At 59.7% G+C, this 19,661-nt stretch carries 14 protein-coding genes; 4 read left to right on the top strand and 10 right to left on the bottom strand.

Annotation, left to right across the window (positions count from 1 at the left end; translation table 11 throughout):
* The first annotated feature begins 155 nt into the window (after positions 1-155).
* The 3 genes from PSEBG33_RS10400 (at position 156) to PSEBG33_RS10410 (ending at position 7,593) form a co-directional block, all read left to right on the top strand.
* Positions 156-4,646 (top strand): SET domain-containing protein-lysine N-methyltransferase, encoded by a 4,491-nt coding sequence (locus PSEBG33_RS10400; RefSeq protein ID WP_232289386.1) that lies wholly within the window; start codon positions 156-158, stop codon positions 4,644-4,646.
* Positions 4,647-4,807: 161 nt separating this feature from the next.
* Complete coding sequence (locus tag PSEBG33_RS10405) at positions 4,808-6,451, top strand: MFS transporter (protein WP_005789335.1); 1,644 nt, start codon at positions 4,808-4,810, stop codon at positions 6,449-6,451.
* Complete coding sequence (locus tag PSEBG33_RS10410; RefSeq protein WP_005789334.1) at positions 6,448-7,593, top strand: HlyD family secretion protein; 1,146 nt, start codon at positions 6,448-6,450, stop codon at positions 7,591-7,593. Before PSEBG33_RS10405 ends, PSEBG33_RS10410 begins: the two co-directional genes overlap by 4 nt.
* A 512-nt stretch (positions 7,594-8,105) precedes the next feature.
* Here the strand turns inward: PSEBG33_RS10410 and PSEBG33_RS10415 are convergent.
* From PSEBG33_RS10415 to copC, 8 genes are all read right to left on the bottom strand, one after another.
* On the bottom strand, positions 8,106-9,386 hold the full coding sequence (locus tag PSEBG33_RS10415) for a TRAP transporter large permease (RefSeq protein WP_005789331.1): 1,281 nt from the start codon (positions 9,384-9,386) through the stop codon (positions 8,106-8,108).
* Between the two features lies 1 nt (position 9,387).
* Entirely contained in the window at positions 9,388-9,915 is a 528-nt protein-coding gene (locus PSEBG33_RS10420) for a TRAP transporter small permease (RefSeq protein ID WP_005789330.1), read from the bottom strand.
* Positions 9,916-9,978: 63 nt separating this feature from the next.
* The gene (locus tag PSEBG33_RS10425) at positions 9,979-10,941 is read right to left on the bottom strand and encodes a TRAP transporter substrate-binding protein (RefSeq protein ID WP_005789328.1); all 963 of its coding nucleotides are present in this window, start codon (positions 10,939-10,941) and stop codon (positions 9,979-9,981) included.
* A gap of 51 nt (positions 10,942-10,992) precedes the next feature.
* Entirely contained in the window at positions 10,993-11,868 is an 876-nt protein-coding gene (locus tag PSEBG33_RS10430; RefSeq protein ID WP_005789327.1) for an SMP-30/gluconolactonase/LRE family protein, read from the bottom strand.
* Positions 11,869-11,898: 30 nt separating this feature from the next.
* Positions 11,899-12,717 (bottom strand): NAD-dependent epimerase/dehydratase family protein, encoded by an 819-nt coding sequence (locus PSEBG33_RS10435; RefSeq protein WP_005789325.1) that lies wholly within the window; start codon positions 12,715-12,717, stop codon positions 11,899-11,901.
* A gap of 142 nt (positions 12,718-12,859) precedes the next feature.
* Positions 12,860-14,122 carry an OprD family porin gene (locus PSEBG33_RS10440; protein ID WP_005789324.1) on the bottom strand — a complete coding sequence of 421 codons (1,263 nt, stop codon included), beginning with the start codon at positions 14,120-14,122 and terminating at the stop codon, positions 12,860-12,862.
* Positions 14,123-14,384: 262 nt separating this feature from the next.
* On the bottom strand, positions 14,385-15,242 hold the full coding sequence (copD, locus tag PSEBG33_RS10445) for a copper homeostasis membrane protein CopD (protein ID WP_005789323.1): 858 nt from the start codon (positions 15,240-15,242) through the stop codon (positions 14,385-14,387).
* A 3-nt stretch (positions 15,243-15,245) separates the two neighbouring features.
* The gene (gene copC / locus PSEBG33_RS10450) at positions 15,246-15,611 is read right to left on the bottom strand and encodes a copper homeostasis periplasmic binding protein CopC (protein WP_005789321.1); all 366 of its coding nucleotides are present in this window, start codon (positions 15,609-15,611) and stop codon (positions 15,246-15,248) included.
* A gap of 116 nt (positions 15,612-15,727) precedes the next feature.
* On the opposite strand from copC, the gene PSEBG33_RS10455 reads away from it, so the two are divergent.
* Complete coding sequence (locus PSEBG33_RS10455) at positions 15,728-16,348, top strand: TetR/AcrR family transcriptional regulator (protein WP_005789320.1); 621 nt, start codon at positions 15,728-15,730, stop codon at positions 16,346-16,348.
* A 601-nt stretch (positions 16,349-16,949) separates the two neighbouring features.
* Here PSEBG33_RS10455 and preA read toward each other — a convergent pair.
* Complete coding sequence (preA, locus tag PSEBG33_RS10460; RefSeq protein WP_005789319.1) at positions 16,950-18,224, bottom strand: NAD-dependent dihydropyrimidine dehydrogenase subunit PreA; 1,275 nt, start codon at positions 18,222-18,224, stop codon at positions 16,950-16,952.
* Positions 18,224-19,591, bottom strand: a complete 1,368-nt coding sequence (locus tag PSEBG33_RS10465) for an NAD(P)-dependent oxidoreductase (protein WP_005789317.1) — start codon at positions 19,589-19,591, stop codon at positions 18,224-18,226. The genes preA and PSEBG33_RS10465 overlap by 1 nt, the downstream gene beginning before the upstream one ends.
* Positions 19,592-19,661 lie beyond the last annotated feature (70 nt).

Raw genomic sequence — 19,661 nt, 5'->3', positions numbered from 1 at the left:
TTCCCCTGCCGACAGATGAACATCCGTCATCACCTGTGACCGACGGCGTCGACACCTCAATGACGCCCCCTCGTCTCAGCCAGGATAGGCCGTTACCCAGCAGCCCATCTCCCTTGCTGGGTAATCTGGGAGGCGCATTGTCCTGGCCGGTTCCCTTGAGCGCAGACGAACAGCGGCGCTTGCGTCTTGTCACGATGAATCACCAACACGCCCTTGGCGACCAACCGCTGGTGATGCAAACCCAGGGCGGGGTGCTGGAGTTTCTGCGGTATCGGCAGCCGCTGCCGGCAGAGGCGGGCGACGACCCGGCTAAAATACTCCAGGCACTGGTCAACTCCCCGCAAGGGCAGCGGATGGGCAAAGCGCTACAGCAAACCATGCAAGGCGTTGACAGCGAAAGCAGCGCAAGCGATTACCTGCTGGCCGCTATCGCCCTGCAGATGGACCCTGAGTCGATCACTGCGCCCGATCGCAACAGCGTTGCCGGTTTCGACCTGGGCAGTGACACACGTGGGGGGCACCACGCCTCCAAGGTCGTGGCCGGCTTGGCCGAACATTTGAGCAGTACTGGCACAACCAGCGCTGCACTGGCGAGTGTTGGTGCGTACCTGTTGCTGGCCAAGGCGGTACCGCAGTTTCTGATCAAAGACATTCCCCCGACGGTAAAGGTCGGCAGTCAGGCGTGGGCCAGCCTGACGATGGCTGCGATGACGATTGAGGCGCACACCCCGGGCAAAGTCCCCGGCATGACGTTTGCGCAGGTCATGAGCGAGGCTGAAAACGCCCGACGGGTTGACCCTGTGGCCACTCAGCATGCCCAGACTGCCGCGTTATTCGATTGGGGCGTTGCGAATGAAATCATCCCCAAAAGAAACGCTGACACCTACACCGCTGCACAACTTGAAACCGTCAGGACCGAGTTCAACCAACAGCTTGATGAGCGGATGTCTGCTTCAAAAATACTGGACAAGGCAATATCGACGCGAACAGAAATCGCACAGATCAAGTTGCAGGAGCGGTTTGGAGACTTGGGCGCGCTGTTTGAAGTCAAAGCACTCAGCACTGATGCGTCTGGCGTGAAGCACGGGCAAAACGGGATAAGCGGCACTCATTCACTCTTGGACTACGCCAAGATGGACTTGCCGAATCCGAGACCACTTAAATCGAGTGACCCCCGCATTCCCATAGAGGCGGTGAACAGTAACCTCACGTTCGGTGTCAGGGAGGCTTTCGAACAGCAGTTCACACGCGCCATCCAGGAAAAAAAGGCTGCCGTCAATACAACCGTCAGGCACATGATCTCGCAGCTCCCATCTGCGGATAGGAAGAACTTCGAGTTTGGAAAAATCAGCTTTTTCCAAGAAGGCTCATACGTCATGGATGGTCATTTCAATAATACGCAGGGTCAAAATAAACCTGGACTGTTGGTCAAAACTGAACTGCATGGCACGACAAAAGCCTACGTCATCGACTTCAATAAAGGTTCGATTGAAAGGGCGAGCGTGTACGCAGCGCAGGTTCAGGAGTCCAAGGCAGGCAAAAATGTTTCTACGACCAAAGCGTTCACGCCCCGTCATAACGCAGATGGTCTGGGTCGTGAACGCCCATTGAGTGACTCACTTGTGAATAGTTTCACCAGCGCTCGATCCCGTTCGATTGCCGACGCCTTTGTCCAACACCTTGATCTCGATAACCCTGCAATAAAAGAACAGGCACGCGGGCAGACTCCCATAGACGAGTATTACAGCCCCAAACCGTTGAACGATTTTTTGTTGAACCTGATCCCCTTCAGATCGGCCATCGTCAATATTCAGAATGGCAAATATGGCGAGGCGGCATTTGATCTCATGCTGGACATCTTCGGCTTTGTTACTGCAGGGGCCACCACGGCTGGAAAACTGCTCAAGATCGGCAGCGCTGTTCTCTCCAGCGGTGCCAAGGCGCTAAAGGCTGCCAAAGTCATCGGCGTCGCCACGATTGACCTGCTCAATCCGGTGGGTGGTTTGGGTGATTTGGCCAGGTTGGTGGGCAGCGGTGGCTTGTATGTACTGTCCAAAACCGTCAATAAACTCAGAGGTGCCACCGGCAGTTACGACGTATTGAAGGCGATCAGCAAGCAGTATGACGCAGCGGCGACAGGCGTGGTGAAGGTGGCCGAACAGATGGTGGAGGGCGCCGCCGTGCTCAAGAACGGCCATTGGTATGCTTTTGATGCCGACGCGATGCGACCTTATGGCAGCCCGCTCGAGGAGTTCGCGGTCGCAACCCAGGCTGTCGCCGGTAAGGTGGGCGCGCCGCACCTCGAAGAAGTGAGCGAACTGAGCCATGAATGGTTTGGTCACTTCAACGTGCCTGAGTCGCGTATTGCTGGCCTTTTACGTAATGGCCAGGGCGTGTATGTGGCCGCCGATGGGCACATGTCTCATATACGTCATATCGACAGCCACGGTAAGGCGGCGGTGTACGAAGTCCGCCAGGTGTCGCGCACGGAGGACGGCGTTGTGCAGGCCCGGGTTTATCACAACAACCGGCAGACCGAGTTGTTGGTCCAGCATATACAGGGTGACCAATGGCACCGCCTGGGGGCAACCGGTGGTGCAAAGCAGATCACCGCTGAACATTTGCAGGCGTGGGAAGCATTGCCGCGCCAGGAGCAAATAAGGCTTACCCCCAAGGGCTTTGCCCGCCAGCACCAACTGCCCTGGAAAACGTTTGAGTACTGTGTGAAAGCTGACGGTCGACTGAGCGAGACCGGCTTGATCGTGCGCAACCGCCCCGCCAACACGCCGTTCAACAAGGTGACCGAAGCGCATATCCAGAGTTGGCGAAGCTTGACTCGGCAGGAGCGTGGCGCCATGACCCTAGACGGGTTTGCCGTTCATCATCACCTGAATTCGCATACGCTCAAAAATTATGTGCGGGTCGATGGCAGCCTGGGGCCAGAGGGTGAAGAGCTATTGGGCAGGGCTGCCGGTACTGCCTATGAGGTGATTACCGATGAGCATCTACACCAGTGGCGCACGCTCTTGGCACAACCGAACAACGTAGTGACGTCAGCGCAGTTCATGAGCCAACACAGGCTCAGCCCAGGCAGTTGGAGTCGTTTCGTTAAAAAGGATGGTTCCTTGAAAGAGGCGGCCTTGCGACGTCTCAATCAGGCAGAGCAAAACACCGCGCTTGCCCCCACCTTCCAGACTTCGGCACGCAAACAGATCATCACGGGTGAACATCTACACGAGTGGGAGGCGTTGTCGTCCGCGCAACCGCGAAGCATTACCCGTGAGGACTTTGCCCAGCAGAGGAACCTCTCGCCGAAAACCTTTGCCTACTATGTGCAGCCTGACGGCCAGTTGAGCGATACCGGCAAGATTGTGCGCGACCGTGCGGCCAATACACCCTTCAATATGCTGACCGAAACGCATATCCGCGATTGGCAAAGCAAGACACAGCAGGCGCGTGACGCAATGACCATGAACGGGTTTGCCGGCCATCATCACCTTAATACGAGTACGTTCAAAAATTGTGTGCGGCAAGATGGTGGCCTGGGGCCGGCCGGTGAAGCGTTGCTGAACAGGGCGGCCGGTCGCACCTATACCGCGCTTACTGATGACCATCTACGCCAGTGGCGGGCGCTCTTCGCTCAATCGAACACGTCAGTCACGCCGTCGCAGTTCTTGAGCCAACATGGGCTCAACCCAAACACTTGGCATCAGTACGTTAACGCCGATGGCTCTTTGAAAGCGGCGACCGTGCAACGCCTCAATCGGGCAGAGCAAGATATCCCGCAGCTTCCCGTGCCCGAGCAACCTGATGCGAGTGCAACACGAAAACGGCCTGCGCAAGACCCTCTGGATCCGCCGCCGTCGAAGTCTTCAGACCTGAACAATCCCACCAACACGCCACAGGGGGAACAGATCCCTGGATCATCTGCGGACGTCGTCGTTGTCAAGGTTGAGACCGACGCTTCTTCTCTATTGCCGCCTCATCAGTTCGACAATACCTTGCCGATTTTGCAGGACCCGACGAACCCCAGGCTCAGCTTGACCCAATCACTTGAAGGTCCTATCGATAACATCCGTATCGCCCATTGGAATGGTGTTCTGGATGGGCTTGATAGCGTAACGAAGACGCGTGTTTCAGCCCAGATCAAGGCGTCGATCAAAGACTGGCTGCGGACCGAATGCGAGCATCAGTCCCGGTTTGATGAAGTGCTGGAAGTGGTCACGCCGCTGGACGATGGTGGGCCGGCTCGCGGCGCTTCGGTGTGGGCGCGGCGCGGCATTCCCCAGTTTGAAGTGCTTGGCCCGTATGCCGGCAAATACCATGCAGACGAGGCGTCGCTGTTCCAGGAGCAACGTAAGCAAGGTTCACGGGCTGTGCTGACTTACCTGTTCGGTACACGTTCGGGCGTACGCACGGTGAGTGGGCTGCACACGGGTAACACCCTGAGCCTGATCAATACCTCGCAACTGCGCAATGGGCCGGTGTGGAAGTCGAACAATGTCGTTTCCGTAGCTGTCGGGAAAAACCTGACGTTCTATGTGGCACTCAAAGACATCAAGAAAGGTGATGAATTGCTGCTCGACTATGGGCCGTTCTATAACCCTGTGCCTGAGATAGCGATCAAGCCGGACCCCGATCGTTGAGGTGAGCCGCTCGGCGCAGGCAGTGGGCCAGCCGATGCCGCCTTTCGGCCGTTTGAAGATCAATTGTGCGTTCGCCATGGAAAGATGAGCGCTGCTCAGGTTTACTACTACCTGAGTAAGCGCTTCACCGACCTTGCACGTCGGCTCACCAAGGTCACCGAATGGATAAATACACCCCCCACACCTGGCAGCCCCACGAGCGGCCGAGCCTGCCCGGCTCGCCGTCGACGCCGCTGCACCCCACCCACAAGCGCTGGCTGTTTGCGCTGGTAGGCGTGCTGGTAGCTATCACCGGTGGCCTGGGCAATGCCCTGGTTATCGCCAACCTGCAATACCTGCAAGGCGCATTGGGTGCGACCACCGCGGAAATGGCCTGGCTGCCCGCCGCGTATGTCATGACCAACGTGTGCATGAACCTGCTGCTGGTGAAGTTTCGTCAGCAGTTCGGCCTGCGTGCGTTTACCGAAGTGTTCCTGGTGTTGTATGCGCTGGTGACTTTCGGCCACTTGTTTGTCAACGACCTCAACTCGGCCATTGCGGTGAGGGCGGCTCACGGCATGGTCGGCGCGGCGCTGAGCTCGTTGGGTTTGTACTACATGATCCAGGCGTTCCCGGCCAAGTGGCGCTTGAAAGCCTTGGTGCTGGGGCTGGGCACCGCGCAATTGGCGCTGCCCCTGGCGCGGCTGTTTTCCGAAGACTTGCTGCAGATCGCCGAATGGCGCGGGTTGTACCTGTTTGAACTGGGCCTGGCGCTGATCTGCCTGGGCTGCGTGTTCCTGCTCAAGCTGCCGCCCGGTGACCGCTTCAAGACCTTTGAAAAACTCGACTTCCTCACCTTCGCCATCCTTGCCACTGGCGTTGCTTTACTGTGCGCGGTGCTGTCCCTGGGGCGTATTGACTGGTGGCTGGAAGCGCCGTGGATCGGTGTGGCCTCGGCCTGCTCGCTGGTACTGATCATGGCGGGGCTGGCCATCGAGCATAACCGCAGCAACCCGATGCTGATGACGCGCTGGCTGGGCAGCGGCGTGATGATTCGCCTGGCCTTGGCGGTAGTGCTGATTCGTATGGTGCTGTCCGAGCAATCCACCGGTGCGGTGGGGTTCATGCAAATGCTGAACATGAGCTACCAGCAAATGCATACCTTATATGTGGTGATGCTGGCCGGGGCGATTGCCGGGCTGGTAGTCAGCGCGTTGACGATCAACCCGGCGCACCTGTTGATGCCATTGGTGATTTCCCTGGCACTGATGGCGACAGGTTCGGTGATGGACAGTTTTTCCAGCAACCTGACGCGCCCGCAAAACCTCTATATCAGCCAGTTCCTGCTAGGCTTTGGCGGCACGTTCTTCCTCGGGCCGACCATGGTGCTGGGCACGAAAAACGTGCTGACCAACCCGCGCAACCTGGTGAGCTTCTCGGTGATGTTCGGGATTTGCCAGAACCTCGGCGGCCTGATCGGCGCGGCGTTGCTGGGCACCTTCCAGACCGTGCGCGAGAAGTATCACTCAAGCATGATCGTTGAGCACCTGACCTTGATCGACCCCCGTGTGGCGGCGCGAGTGCAGAGCGGCGGGTCGGCCTACGGTGGCATCGTCGCCGACCCGGAACTGCGCAACCTGATGGGCATCCGCAGCCTGGCCACGGCGGCCACCCGTGAAGCGAATGTAATGGCTTACAACGATGTGTTCATGCTGATCGCGATTATCGCGATCCTGACCATGCTGTGGATCTTCACCCGCAGCCTATGGTTGATGAGCACCACCAAGGCAATCCCTCCTGTTCAACCCAGCGGCGCGACTTCATGACCGAACCTTCAACCACCACCACAACCGCCATCGCTGCCACACCTGAAGGCAGCACGCCACCGGGCGCCGTGCCCACGCAATTGCGGCCTTTGCGCGTGCGCATCATCTCGTCCCTGGGTTTTGCCGCCATCGCCATCATCGGTGTGCTGATCGTGCTGTACGCCTGGCAATTGCCGCCGTTCAGCAGTGCGGTGGAAACCACCGAAAACGCTCTGGTGCGCGGGCAGGTGACGATTATCGGCCCGCAACTTGGCGGCTATGTGTTCGAAGTACCGGTGCAGGATTTCCAGTATGTAAAAGCGGGGGACCTGCTGGTACGCCTGGATGACCGCATCTACAAACAGCGCCTGGACCAGGCCCTGGCGCAACTGGCCGTGCAGAAAGCGTCGCTGGCCAATGTGGTGCAACAACGCAACAGCGCCGAAGCGACCATCAAGCTGCGCCAGGCCGCGTTGGTCGACAGCCAGGCCCAGGCGCGCAAAAGTACCGCCGACTTGCGTCGCAACGAAGAATTGATCAGCGATGGCTCGGTGTCCAAGCGCGAGCTGGACGTGACCCGCGCCGCCAATGCCCAGACCATTGCTGCCGTAGCCCAGGCCCAGGCCAGCCTGGAAATTGCCCGGCAAGACCTGCAAACAGTGATCGTCAATCGCGGCTCTCTGGAAGCGGCAGTCGCGAGTGCCGAGGCGGCGGTGGAACTGGCGCGGATCGATTTGTCCAACACCCGCATCACCGCGCCGCGCGATGGTCAGTTGGGGCAGATCGGCGTGCGCCTGGGGGCGTACGTCAACTCCGGCGCGCAATTAATGGCCCTGGTGCCCAAGCAGTTGTGGGTGATCGCCAATATGAAAGAAACCCAGATGGACAATGTGCAGGTGGGCCAGCCGGTGACCTTCACTGTGGACGCGCTGAACCACCGCAAATTCCATGGCACGGTGCAGCACATCTCGCCGGCAACCGGGTCCGAGTTCAGCCTGTTGCAGGCGGACAACGCCACCGGCAACTTCGTCAAGATTGCCCAGCGCGTGCCGGTGAGGATTACCGTGGACCCGGATCAAGCCGAGAGCGAGCGGTTGCGACCTGGGTTGTCGGTGGTGGTGAGTATCGATACTGCCGGGCGCCTGAAAAACAGCCCACCCTGACCCTGACACAGTGCAGAGCAAAATGTGGGAGGGGGCATGCTCCCGATTAGCACAGGTATCTACACAACTTTGCATTCGCCAACAGTAACCACGATGCGCAGCGAGCCGCTCTTGATCTTGATCTGCTTTTGATCTTGATCTTAGGCGCCCCGTTAAACCACGCTGGCCGGAATTCGACAGGGATTTGGGGGGTAAACCGGCAGGGATGCCGGTTTAGCCGCCCCGCGCCATGGATGGCGCGTGGCGGCGGCCCCCCAAATCCCTGGCGGATTACGGGCACACCGAGCCTAGGCGAGGTGCCGAGTGGTGGGGCAAGAGCGTTTTCCTTACTTTTGCCTGGGCCGGCATTCCGGCTTTTCAAAAGTGAGCCGCTGTAAGAGCGGAACCAATAGCAGCCGTTACCCAAATAACGGATATGTACTCGGTCTAATCCAGCACCCTGGTCGGCCCTGAGGCCGCCATCGGGAGCAAACCCCTCCCACATTTATTCACCTGTGTTCTGACGATTGGGTTTACAGCACCACGCTCGGCAACCACAACGACAGTGCCGGAATGTAGGTCACGGCCATCAGCACCAGAAACAGCACCGCATAAAACGGCAGCAGCGCCTTAACGGTTTTCTCGATGCTTACCTTGCCCACCGCCGCGCCGACGAACAACACCGCGCCCACCGGAGGCGTGATCAAGCCGATGCCGAGGTTGACCAGCATGATCATGCCAAAGTGCACCGGGTCGACGCCGATACCGAGGATCACCGGCAACAGGATCGGCGTAAGGATCAGGATCAGCGGTGCCATGTCCATCACCGTGCCGAGCAACAGCAGCATGACGTTGATGCACATCAGGATCACGTAGCGGTTGTCCGACAGGGTCAGGAACAGCGTGGTGATCTTCGCCGGGATCTGCATCAGGGTCATGATGTAGCCGAAGCTGGCGGCGAAGGCGATGAGGATCATCACGATGGAAATAGTGCGTACCGTGCGATGCATCAGCTTGGGCAGCTCGCGCCATTTGTAGTCACGGTAGATGAACATGGTCACGAAAAACGCCCACAGCACCGCGATGGCCGCCGACTCGGTGGCGGTGAAGATGCCCGACAAGATGCCGCCGAGGATGATCACCATGGCCATCAGGCCCCAGAGTGCATCAGCACAGATTTTCAGCGCCTGCTTGAGCGGGATGACTTCGCCCTTGGGGTAGTTGCGCTTTTTCGCGAATATCAGGCACAGCACCATCAAACATGCGCTCATCAGCAGGCCCGGCACCACGCCGGCCATGAACAGCGAGGCGATGGAGACGGTGCCGCCAGCCGCCAGGGAGTAGAGCACCGAGTTGTGACTCGGGGGCGTCAGCAATGCCTGCACCGAGCCGCTGACGGTGACCGCGGTGGCGAACTCGCGGGGATAACCGCGGCGTTCCATCTCCGGGATCAGCACCGAACCGACCGACGCGGTATCGGCCACCGACGAGCCTGAGATCGCACCGAAAAACGTCGACGCCATGATGTTGACCAGCGACAGCCCGCCGCGCACAAAGCCCACCAGCACCCCGGCAAACGCCACCAACCGCCGCGACATGCCGCCCTCGGCCATGATCGCTCCGGCCAATACGAAGAATGGAATCGCCATCAGTGAAAACTTGTTCACCCCGCCCGCTACCTGGATCATCAGGGCCTGGAACGGAATGTCGATCCACCACGCGCCGATCAGCGCCGACAAGCCCAGGGCGTAGGCCACCGGCATACCGATCAGGATCAAGGCGATAAAGCTGCCCAGCAGAATCAATGCGTCCATATCAGGCAGCCCCTTCGCTTTCTTCAACCAGGTCAAAACGCACTACGCGCCGGTGGCTCTGGTCGCCCAGCAGAAGTTTTTCCAGCACGAATATCAGGGTCAGCAAGCCGCCAATCGGGATCGGCATATAGGTGATGCCCACGCGCAGGGTAGGGATGGCGCTCATGAACTGGTTCCAGGTGGACAGGCACAGCTTGGCGCCCCAAATGGTCATGAACAGGCAGATGGTCGCCATCAACAGTTGCGAGACGATGCCGACAACGCGGCGCTGAGCATCAGGCAGGCGATCAGTGATCATCGCCACCGACATATGCGCCCCGGCGCGGTAGCTGGCAGCCGCGCCGATAAAGGTGAACACCAGCATCAGCAGGATCGCAGAGGGTTCCGGCCAACTGGAGCCGGTGCCGAGAATATAGCGGGCGAAGATGCCCCAGGGAATGATCAGCGCGACCCCCAGGACCGAGAGGCCGGCGACCCAGATGCAGGTCATGTAGATACGGTCGTTGATGCGCAGCAGTAGATTCTTCATGGCGTTCACCGTGACCGGGCGCGTGGATACCGACCGCGCCGGGCCTTGTCAGGGAGGAGGGCGTTACTGAACGGCGTCGATACGCTTGATGATGTCGGCGTAAGGCGCACCGTACTTCGCGCGAACCTGCGCGGTGGCGTCATAGAAGGGCTTTTTATCGACGCTGATGAACTCGACCCCGGCCTTTTTGAGTTTTTCTTCACTGCTGGCCGACTTGGCATCCCACAACAAACGCTCGTCAGCCTGGGCGGCCTTGGCGGCTTCCTTGACCATGTCCTGCTGTGCGGCGCTGAGCTTGTTCCAGGTGATTTTCGACATCACGATGGGCTCGGGCAGGATCAGGTGTTCGGTGAGGGTGTAGTACTTGGCGTTCTGGAAGTGGTTGTGTTCCAGAAGCGTCGGGGGGTTGTTTTCTGCGCCGTCGATCACCCCGGTCTGCAAGGCGCTGAAGATCTCGCCGGTGTCCATGGCGATGCCGTTGGCGCCCATTGCATTGAAGGCTTCGATGAAGATCGGGTTGCCTTGCACGCGAATCTTCATGCCCTTGAGGTCTTCGATCTTGCGCACTGGTTTCTTGGTGTAGAGGTTGCGCGTGCCGCCGTCCATCCAGGCGAGGGCGACCAGGCCGAACTCGGAATCGGTGATCTTGGCGAGGATCTCATCGCCGATTTCGCCGTCAATCACTTTGCGCATATGCGCCTGGTCGCGGAACACGAACGGCAGGTTGAACACATTCACGTCCGGCACCACCGGGCCGACGATGCCAAGGCTGACGCGGGTCATTTGCACGGCGCCGACCTGGGCCTGTTCGACGACTTCCTTCTCGGAGCCGAGCACACCGCCCGGGAAGTACTTGAAGGTCAATTCGCCTTTGCTTTGCTGGGTCAGGGCCTTGCCCATGTTTTCTTCGGCGACCACGGTGGGGTAGCCAGCGGGGTGGATATCGGCAAACTTGATTTCCAGCGCGTGGGCGGCGCTGCTGAGGGCCACGAGTGTGGCAGCGAGCAAGGTGCGTTTGAAGTCCATGGGCGGTGATTCCTGTCTTGTTATTGTTGTATTCAAGGCACAGCGATGCAGCTAGAGGATGAACTGGGGTTCGGGCAATCCCTTGACGCCGGGGTTGAGGGCAAACACGCCGCCGGACAGCGAACTGTCACGCTGATCGTCACGAATGGAGGTGACGTACAGGGTGTCCAGGCGACTGCCGCCGAAGGCGCACATAGTGGGTTTTTTTACCGGTACGGTGAGGGACTGGTCGAGGCGACCGTCGGGGGTGAAACGGTGGACCAGGCCGGCATCGTTGGCGCAGATCCAGTAGCAGCCATCCGCGTCGACAGCTGCACCATCGGGCCTGCCGAGAAAGTCATGCATGTCCACAAACACCCGGCGGTTGGACGGCGTGCCGGTGTCGATGTCGTAGTCGAATGCCCAGATCTGCTGCACTAGCGGGTGTGAATCAGAGGCATACATTGTGCGGCCATTGGGGCTGAAGGCCAGCCCGTTGAGGGTGATGAAACCATCGAGCTGCGCATGGGGCGCCGTGCCAGACGTATAGCGATAAAGGGTGCCCTCAGCGGCGTTCAACCCCATGTTCAGCACCATGCTGCCGGCCCAGAAACGGCCTTGGCGATCACAGCGGCCGTCGTTCAAGCGCATGTCCGGCCGCGGGTGTTCGACACCGGCCAAGAGCGTAGTGTCGAGGCTGCCGTCGTTTTGCGGGGTCAGTTCAAAGAAGCCGGTTTCCATGCCTGCCACCCAGTTGCCCGCTTGGGTAGGTGCGATGCAGGCGAGCATCTGCGGGGCTTGCCAGGCACGCAGGTGCCCGGTAGAGGCGTTCCAACGGTGCAAGCCACCGTTGGGGATGTCCACCCAATAGAGGGCGTTTTCTTCAGGCACCCATATCGGGCATTCCCCCACGGCGTTGCGGGCATCGACAATCAATTCTGCAGTCATGGCCACTCATTCCTTTGGGTTGCTGTGTACTCAGTCACCGAATGGGCCTGCCGCGCAGAACGCGCCGCCCTGATAAATCCTTGCCGGGTCATCATCTGCGACCGGCGGCTGGGCCTCGACCTGGGCGCGGAACACTTCGGAGCTGTCCTTGGGCGCAAAGCCCAGGTGCGCGGCGTAGCGGTTGTCCCACCAGGTGTCGAGGTTGGCCGACATGCCGTAGACCACGGTATGGCCGACATCGGGCGTGTACAGCGCGCGTTCGAGCAGTTGGGTCAGGTCGTCGAAGCTCAGCCACGTGTGCATCATCCGGCGGTTCTGCGGCTGCGGGAACGAGGAGCCGATGCGGATGCTCACCGTCTGGATGCCATAACGATCAAAGTAGAAACTGGCCATGTCTTCGCCGTAGGACTTGGACAGGCCGTAGTAGCTGTCTGGGCGGCGTGGGGAGTGGGCGTCGAGTTGTTCACCCTGTTTATAGAAACCGATCACATGGTTGGAGCTGGCGAAGATCACACGCTTTACGCCATGGCGACGTGCGGCTTCATAGATATGGAAGATGCCGCTGATATTGGCGCCGAGCACTTCTTCGAACGAGCGCTCTACCGATACGCCACCAAAATGCAGGATGGCGTCGACGCCTTCTACCAATTGGTGCACCGCTTGCTTGTCGGACAGGTCGCAGGTTTGCACTTCTTCGCGGGCATCGATGGCGGGGGCCATGTCGGCGATATCCGACAGGCGCAGGACCTTGGCGTAAGGGCGCATACGTTCGCGCAAAACTTTACCGAGGCCACCGGCGGCGCCGGTGAGCAACAGACGGTTGAAGGGAGCGGGCGTCGTGATGGTCATGAGCATTCCAATTTTTGTTGTAGGTTGTCGTATGACTATATGGAAATAGTGTTAGGGATTCTTGGTGTTGTCAACGTCCTTCCAGGCGCATGAGATCAAAGGTGGGAGCTGGCACCTTTGAGATCGAGTTCGACCCTGGAACTTACAACAACGAAATCGGATAGCTGATAAAAATCCGGTTTTCATCAAACTCGTTATTGCTGAAGTCGCGCCGCATTGTCGAATTGCGCCACTTCACATTGAGGTTTTTCAGTGCACCACTTTGCACCGTATACGCCAGTTCCGACTCACGCCCCCATTCCTTGCCATCGGTGATCGCTGCGGTGTGCACGTTACTGCCGCTGATATAGCGGTTCATCAGGGTCAGCCCTGGCACGCCGAGTACGACAAAGTTGAAGTCATGGCGTACCTGCCAGGATTTTTCCCTGGCGTTGTCGTAGCTGGCGTTATAGCTGTCGTTGGCCAGCGTGCCGCCGCTGGTGCCGTTGATGCGCATCCATACACTGTCGCCGGTGAGTTTTTGCAGGCCGACGTAGAAGGTGTGGCCGTTGTATTTGGCCGAGAGCAGGGCGAACACGGTCTTGTTGTCGAGGTCGCCGGCCAAGGCGCTGCCGTCTTCCTTGCCGTTGAAGAAGCCAAGGTTGGCGCCCAGGGTCCAGTCACCCACCGGCTGGCTGTGGGTGAGGTTCAGATACTGTTGCTGGTAGATATCAGTGAGTTCGGCGTACCACAGGCCGACTTGGGTGCGCTTGTCGTTGAAGGTATATTCGCCCCCGCCGAAGTTGAAGCGGTCCGAGGTGAACGCAGCTTTGCCGTTCATGAACATGTTTTCCATGCTCGCGTCGTTGCGTGGGCTGTTGCCGCGAAACTGGCCGCCGTAGAGGGTCAGACCGGCGATCTCATTGGAGGTGACCTGGCCGCCGCGAAAGGTCTGGGGCAGAGAGCGGCCATCATCAGAACGCAGGATCGGCAGCACCGGCATCCACTCGCCAACTTTGAGCTCGGTCTTGGACAGCCTGGTTTTCAGCGCGACCCCAAGACGTCCGAAATTGTCGGCAGGGCGGCCATCGTCATGCACCGGCAGCAGTTGAGTGCCGGCAGTGCCTTTGCCGCCATCGAGCTTTTGCGAATACAGGCCCAATACATCAATCCCGAACCCGACAGTGCCTTGGGTAAAGCCGGATTTGGCGTCGAGAATGAAGTTCTGCGTCCACTCTTCGGCCTTCCCCTGAGGGTTGCCGGGGTTGGTGAAGTTGCGGTTGAAGTAGGCGTTGCGCAGGTTGAGCGTGGCCTTGGCGTCGTCGATAAAACCTTCGGCTTGAACGCACAGGGGCAGGGTGACGGCCAGGCTGGCGAGGCTGATAAGGCCCAGGGGTGCAGAGCAATTGCGGACGAATTGACTCACAGTGAGGCTCCCTTTCTTTTGTTGTTTTTATTATTTGTTATACGTCGTCGTACAACATTGAGCGGGATATTTGCGGGGTTTTCGGGGTGTGTCAAGCAGAAGTTATACGATGACTAGGTGTGCGTTGATCTAAAGCGGGCACGGGGCAATGTGGGAGGGGGCTTGCTCCCGATAGCAGTGTGTCAGTCACAGATGATCTGACAGATACACCGCTATCGGGAGCAAGCCCCCTCCCACATTTGACTGAGTTAAACCTGGTTTTTTATCCTGCCAAGACCATCGGAGGCAGGGTGCCAAGCAGTGAAACGGCGGCTACTGCGCAGACCCCCAGCAGCCATTCCATCATCACACTGGCTTTCAAACTGCCCAAGCGCTGTTCGCAGCGTTCGATACGCAACCGGTTCAACAACGCCAAGCCCAGCATCCCCACCACCAACCCCACCTTGATCAGCAGGATCAAGGCAAACCCATTGAACAGTGGCGTGGGCCAGAGTTGCCCGGTGAGCACGCGCACATTGATCAAACCGGTTACCAGCAAGCCGGCGACGAGGCCGTAACCCACGCCGCTGAAGCGCCGCAAAATCGGCTCCAGCCGGTGCTCTTGCGCGTGCCTGAGGATCAGCACCAGCACCAGCAACCCACCCAGCCAGGTCCCCACGCACAGCAGATGCACCACTTGGTTGAGGATCAGCAATTGCCCACTCAGCCCGTCGAGCATGGCGCCATGGCCCACCGGCGCCAGGGTCGCCAGCAGCAGGGTGATCAATGGCAAACGCAAGGCTGGCCAGGGTTTGATCAGCACGATCACCAGCAGAACATTCAGCAGCAGATGCCAGGACCATACCTGGCCGAAAAAGGTCTTGCCCAGCACCAATTGCACGGTGGCCGGTTGCAGCGCCGCGTCCCAACTGCCGGCCATGCTGGCGGTGATCAGCAGTAACCACGCCACGCCGGAGCCAAGCCCCAGCCAGGCCAGGCCACGGGTGATGCATAGCAGTTGCCGGTCCAGAGCCGGTTGTACCTGGGCGCCGAGCAGCCAGGGCCGGAGCACGCAAGCCCCGAACATCAGCAGCACAACGATAAAATGCAGGAAACGGCACAGCACCAGCAGGGTTGCCATGGGTTACTGGCCGACCTTGAAGCTGTATTCACCGCTGCTCTTATGGGTGTCGACCGACACCGCATTCCACACCACTTTGTAATTGCCGCTCGCGAGCGGGGCGGCAGGGGTCACGACCAGGACTTTCTTGTCCGCGTCCGGGGTTTCCAGGCCCTTGATGGCGATTTCAGTGCCGTCCTTGCTCAGGGACACCTTGGTGAAGGTGGCTTCGACGCCTTCGGTGAAGGTCAGGCGCAGGTCTTTCGGTGCGGCGACGTTGCTGTTGGCCGCAGGTTCTGCGCTCTTGAGGTGGGCATGGGCAAATGCCGCCGAGGCGCCCAGCAGGGAGGTGAGCAGGGCGAGGGTGGTCAGGGCTTTCTTGATCAACATTGTTCAATACCAATCAATGGGTAGGAGCGGGTAGTGTACGAAGTTTCGGCTTGGCCTGTCGCCCCGATCTAGAGCTGGTGGTAGTCTTTAACCCGTGTTGTTGTCAGGGAGCCCTTATGGGCAATCACAAGATCGGAATCCGTCGGGTCAACGTCGAGAAAATCCTGCTGGCGGCGGAAAAAGTCTTCGCTGAAAAAGGCTACGGCAGCACCGCCATGGCCGACATCGCCGAAGAGGTGCAACTGCCGCGTTCCAACCTGCATTATTACTTCACCACCAAGAGCGAGCTGTACAGCGCGGTGCTGTTCGACCTGCTGGAGCTGTGGAAGCAGGATGCCCTGAGCTTCGAAACCTTCGATGATCCGCGGGTGGTGCTCAGCAGCTACATCCGCGCCAAGATGCAGCGCTCGCGTACGCGGCCGTATGGCTCAAAGGTCTGGGCCAATGAAATCATCCACGGCGCGCCCACGCTCGGTGAGGCCCTGGATGAAAGCCTGTACGACTGGGCCAAGATGAAGGAAGCGAAGATTCGCCAGTGGGTGCAAGACAAACGTATCCTGCCGGTGGAACCGTCGAGCCTGCTCTACATGATCTGGGCCTCGACCCAGCACTATGCCGACTTTGATCACCAGGTGAAGATTTTGAATGATCACCAGCCGTTGTCGGATATGCAGTTCGAAAAGGCGATTCAGACGGTGACCAGTGTGATCTTGCGGGGGATCGGGTTGGAGCCTTGAGCCCTGTGGTGAGGCTGAGGGGCCCATCGCAGCATGGGGATCTACACAACTTCGTAGCAGTCACCAGTAACCACGATGCGAAGCGAGCCGCTCTTGATCTGCTCTTGATCTGCTTTTGATCTTAGGCGCCCCGTTAAACCACGCTGGCCGGAATTCGACAGGGATTTGGGGGGTAAACCGGCAGGGATGCCGGTTTAGCCGCCCCGCGCCATGGATGGCGCGTGGCGGCGGCCCCCCAAATCCCTGTCGGATTACGGGCACACCGAGCCTGGGCGAGGTGCCGGGTGGTGGGGCAAGAGCGTTTTGCTTACTTTTGCGCTTTTCAAAAGTGAGCCGCTGTAAGAGCGGAACCAATAGTGGCCGTTACCTAAATAACGGATATGTACTCGATCTGATCCAACATCCTGGTCGGTCCTAAGGCCGCCATTGGGAGCAAGTCGAATCGTCGCACCGCCCCTCCCACAGGGACAGCGCCATACCAGAAGTTGTGTAGATACCCATGCCCATCGCAGGCAAGCCAGCTCCCACATTCGACTGCATTCCTTCAGACAAAATGCGGTCAACTGTGGGAGCTGGCTTGCCTGCGATAGCGGTCTAAAGGCTACACAGCTTCCCGATACGGATTACGCGGATCCTGCGTCCAATTCAAAAATGGCTTGCCGGTGTCCATCGGCACCATCTCGATGCAGTCCGCCACCGGGCAGGTGATCTGGCACAAGTTGCAGCCCACGCACTCATCATCAATCACTTCATACTTATGCGTGCCGTCCGCCTGTTTCAAACTGGCGATCGCCTGGTGTGAAGTGTCCTCACAGGCAATGTGACAACGCCCACAACCGATACACGCCGCCTGATCGATCTTGGCGATCACCTGGTAGTTGATATCCAGGTACTTCCAATCCGTGGTGTTACCCACGGCCCGCCCGGAAAAGTCCTGCAGGCTGGTGTAACCCTGGCTGTCCATCCACCGCGACAGCCCGTCCTTCATCTCGTCCACAATCCTGAAGCCATGCAGCATCGCCGCCGTGCACACCTGCACTGCGCCGCAGCCCAGGGCGACGAATTCCGCTGCATCGCGCCAGTTGCCGATACCGCCGATGCCGCAGATCGGCAGGCCCTGGGTCTGCGGGTCACGGGCGATTTCGGCGACCATGTTCAGGGCAATCGGCTTGACCGCCGAACCGCAGTAACCGCCGTGGGTACTCTGGGTGCCGACCACCGGCAGGGCGACCATGCGCTCCAGATCCACGCTGGTGATGGAATTGATGGTGTTGATCAACGACACCGCGTCCGCGCCGCCGCGAGACGCTGCCCGCGCCGCCACGCGTATGTCGGTGATGTTGGGCGTGAGCTTGACGATCACCGGCAGCGAGCAATACGTCTTGCACCAGCGCGTCACCTGTTCCACATACTCCGGCACCTGGCCGACCGCTGCGCCCATGCCGCGCTCGGGCATCCCGTGGGGGCAGCCGAAATTCAACTCGATGCCGTCGCAGCCGGTCGCCTCCACCAGGGGCAGGATGTTTTTCCAGGACTCCTCAACACATGGCACCATCAGCGATACGATCAGTGCACGGTCAGGCCAGTCCTTTTTCACCTGGGTGATTTCCCGCAGGTTGATCTCCAGGGAGCGGTCGGTGATCAGTTCGATATTGTTGATGCCCAGCACTTCACGGTTCGCCCCGAAATGCGCCGAGTAGCGTGACGACACGTTCACCGCCGCCGGGTCTTCGCCCAGGGTTTTCCACACCACGCCACCCCAGCCGGCTTCGAACGCACGGACGACGTTGTAGGCTTTGTCGGTGGGCGGCGCGGAGGCCAGCCAGAACGGATTGGGGGCTTTGATACCGGCGAATACAATCGAGAGATCGGCCATTACGCAGCCTCCACATTCAGCATGAGTTGGGCGTGCATGGCCTCGGCGGCCAGTTTGCCGTGTTGCACGGCCTGCACGGTGAGGTCCTGGCCAAGGCTGACGCAATCGCCGCCGGCATACACGCCGGGGATACTGGTACGCAGCTGTTCATCGACAAAGATGCGCTCGCCCACGCGGTGCAGTTGCTGGGCCAGCGGGTCGTGCAGTGCGTCGTTGTCAAAGCCTTGGCCGATGGCCTTGAAGATCGCATCGGCGGCCAGTTCGAAGGTTTCCCCCGTCGCTAGCAAGCGACCATTTTCCAGGTGGGTGCGGGCCAGGCGCATACCGCGTACGCGGCCCTGGTCGTCGAGCAACACTTCGTCGGGTTGGGCCCAGGTCAGCAGCCGCACTTGATTGGCCTTGGCAATGTCTTGTTCGTGTTGGGTCGCGCCCATGTCCGCCAGGCCACGGCGGTACACAAGGTTTACCTCGCGGGCACCGAGGCGGGCCATTTGCACGGCCATGTCGATGGCGGTATTGCCTGCGCCGAGCACGATGCAGCGGTCGGCCAGGGGCAGTTGGGTGAGGTCATCGGCCTGGCGCAGCTCGCGGATGTACTCGGTGGCGGCGAGCAGGCCGGGGGCGTCTTCGTGGGCCAGGCCGAGCTGTTTGCTGGCCGCCAGGCCGAGGCCGAGGAACACCGAATCGAATTGCTGGTGCAGTTCGCTCAAGGTCAGGTTTTCGCCCAGGCGCTGGCCGTGGCGGATTTCAATGCCGCCGATTTGCAGAAGGAAATCCAGTTCTTTCTGAGCAAAATCATCCACCAGCTTGTACTTGGCGATCCCATATTCATTCAGGCCGCCGGCTTTTTCCCGCGCCTCGAATATCACCACGTCATGGCCGTGCAACGCGGCGCGGTGGGCGCAGGCCAGCCCCGCCGGCCCGGCGCCGACCACGGCGATGCGTTTACCTGTGGGCGCGGCGCGCTGGAACGGGTGTTCGCTGAAGTGCGCGTTGTCGATGGCGTAGCGTTGTAACAAACCGATCAGCACCGGCGCGCATTCTTCGGCGTTGTTACGCACGCAGGCTTGCTGGCACAGGATCTCCGTGGGGCAAACCCGAGCGCAACTGCCGCCGAGGATGTTGGCCGAGAGGATTTTCTGCGCAGCGCCTTGCACGTTCTCGGTGTGGATATTGCGGATGAACGACGGGATGTCGATCTCGCTGGGGCATGCGTTCACGCACGGTGCGTCGTAACAGTACAGGCAGCGCGAGGCTTCCAGATGCGCTTGCCGGGCGTTGAGCGGCGGTGCCAGGTCGCTGAACTGGCTGGCGAGGGTGGCCGCGTCGTCGCGGGGATGGGGAAGGTGGGTCAGGGTCTGGATCACGGTATTGGCCTCACGGTTATTGAGGTGCTGCCTCTGATGGGCATTGGTTTTTTTGTTGCCTGTGCTGCCC

Source organism: Pseudomonas synxantha BG33R, assembly GCF_000263715.2.
GTDB classification, from domain to species: domain Bacteria; phylum Pseudomonadota; class Gammaproteobacteria; order Pseudomonadales; family Pseudomonadaceae; genus Aquipseudomonas; species Aquipseudomonas synxantha_A.
This window is presented reverse-complemented; position numbering and strand designations above follow the sequence as displayed.

Bases quoted from the DNA above. Each gene is read 5' to 3' on its own strand.
- PSEBG33_RS10405 (WP_005789335.1), top strand. From the start codon at position 4,808: ATGGATAAATACACCCCCCACACCTGGCAGCCCCACGAGCGGCCGAGC.
- PSEBG33_RS10410 (WP_005789334.1), top strand. From the start codon at position 6,448: ATGACCGAACCTTCAACCACCACCACAACCGCCATCGCTGCCACACCT.
- PSEBG33_RS10415 (WP_005789331.1), bottom strand. From the start codon at position 9,386: ATGGACGCATTGATTCTGCTGGGCAGCTTTATCGCCTTGATCCTGATC.
- PSEBG33_RS10420 (WP_005789330.1), bottom strand. From the start codon at position 9,915: ATGAAGAATCTACTGCTGCGCATCAACGACCGTATCTACATGACCTGC.
- PSEBG33_RS10425 (WP_005789328.1), bottom strand. From the start codon at position 10,941: ATGGACTTCAAACGCACCTTGCTCGCTGCCACACTCGTGGCCCTCAGC.
- PSEBG33_RS10430 (WP_005789327.1), bottom strand. From the start codon at position 11,868: ATGACTGCAGAATTGATTGTCGATGCCCGCAACGCCGTGGGGGAATGC.
- PSEBG33_RS10435 (WP_005789325.1), bottom strand. From the start codon at position 12,717: ATGACCATCACGACGCCCGCTCCCTTCAACCGTCTGTTGCTCACCGGC.
- copD (WP_005789323.1), bottom strand. From the start codon at position 15,242: ATGGCAACCCTGCTGGTGCTGTGCCGTTTCCTGCATTTTATCGTTGTG.
- copC (WP_005789321.1), bottom strand. From the start codon at position 15,611: ATGTTGATCAAGAAAGCCCTGACCACCCTCGCCCTGCTCACCTCCCTG.
- PSEBG33_RS10455 (WP_005789320.1), top strand. From the start codon at position 15,728: ATGGGCAATCACAAGATCGGAATCCGTCGGGTCAACGTCGAGAAAATC.
- preA (WP_005789319.1), bottom strand. From the start codon at position 18,224: ATGGCCGATCTCTCGATTGTATTCGCCGGTATCAAAGCCCCCAATCCG.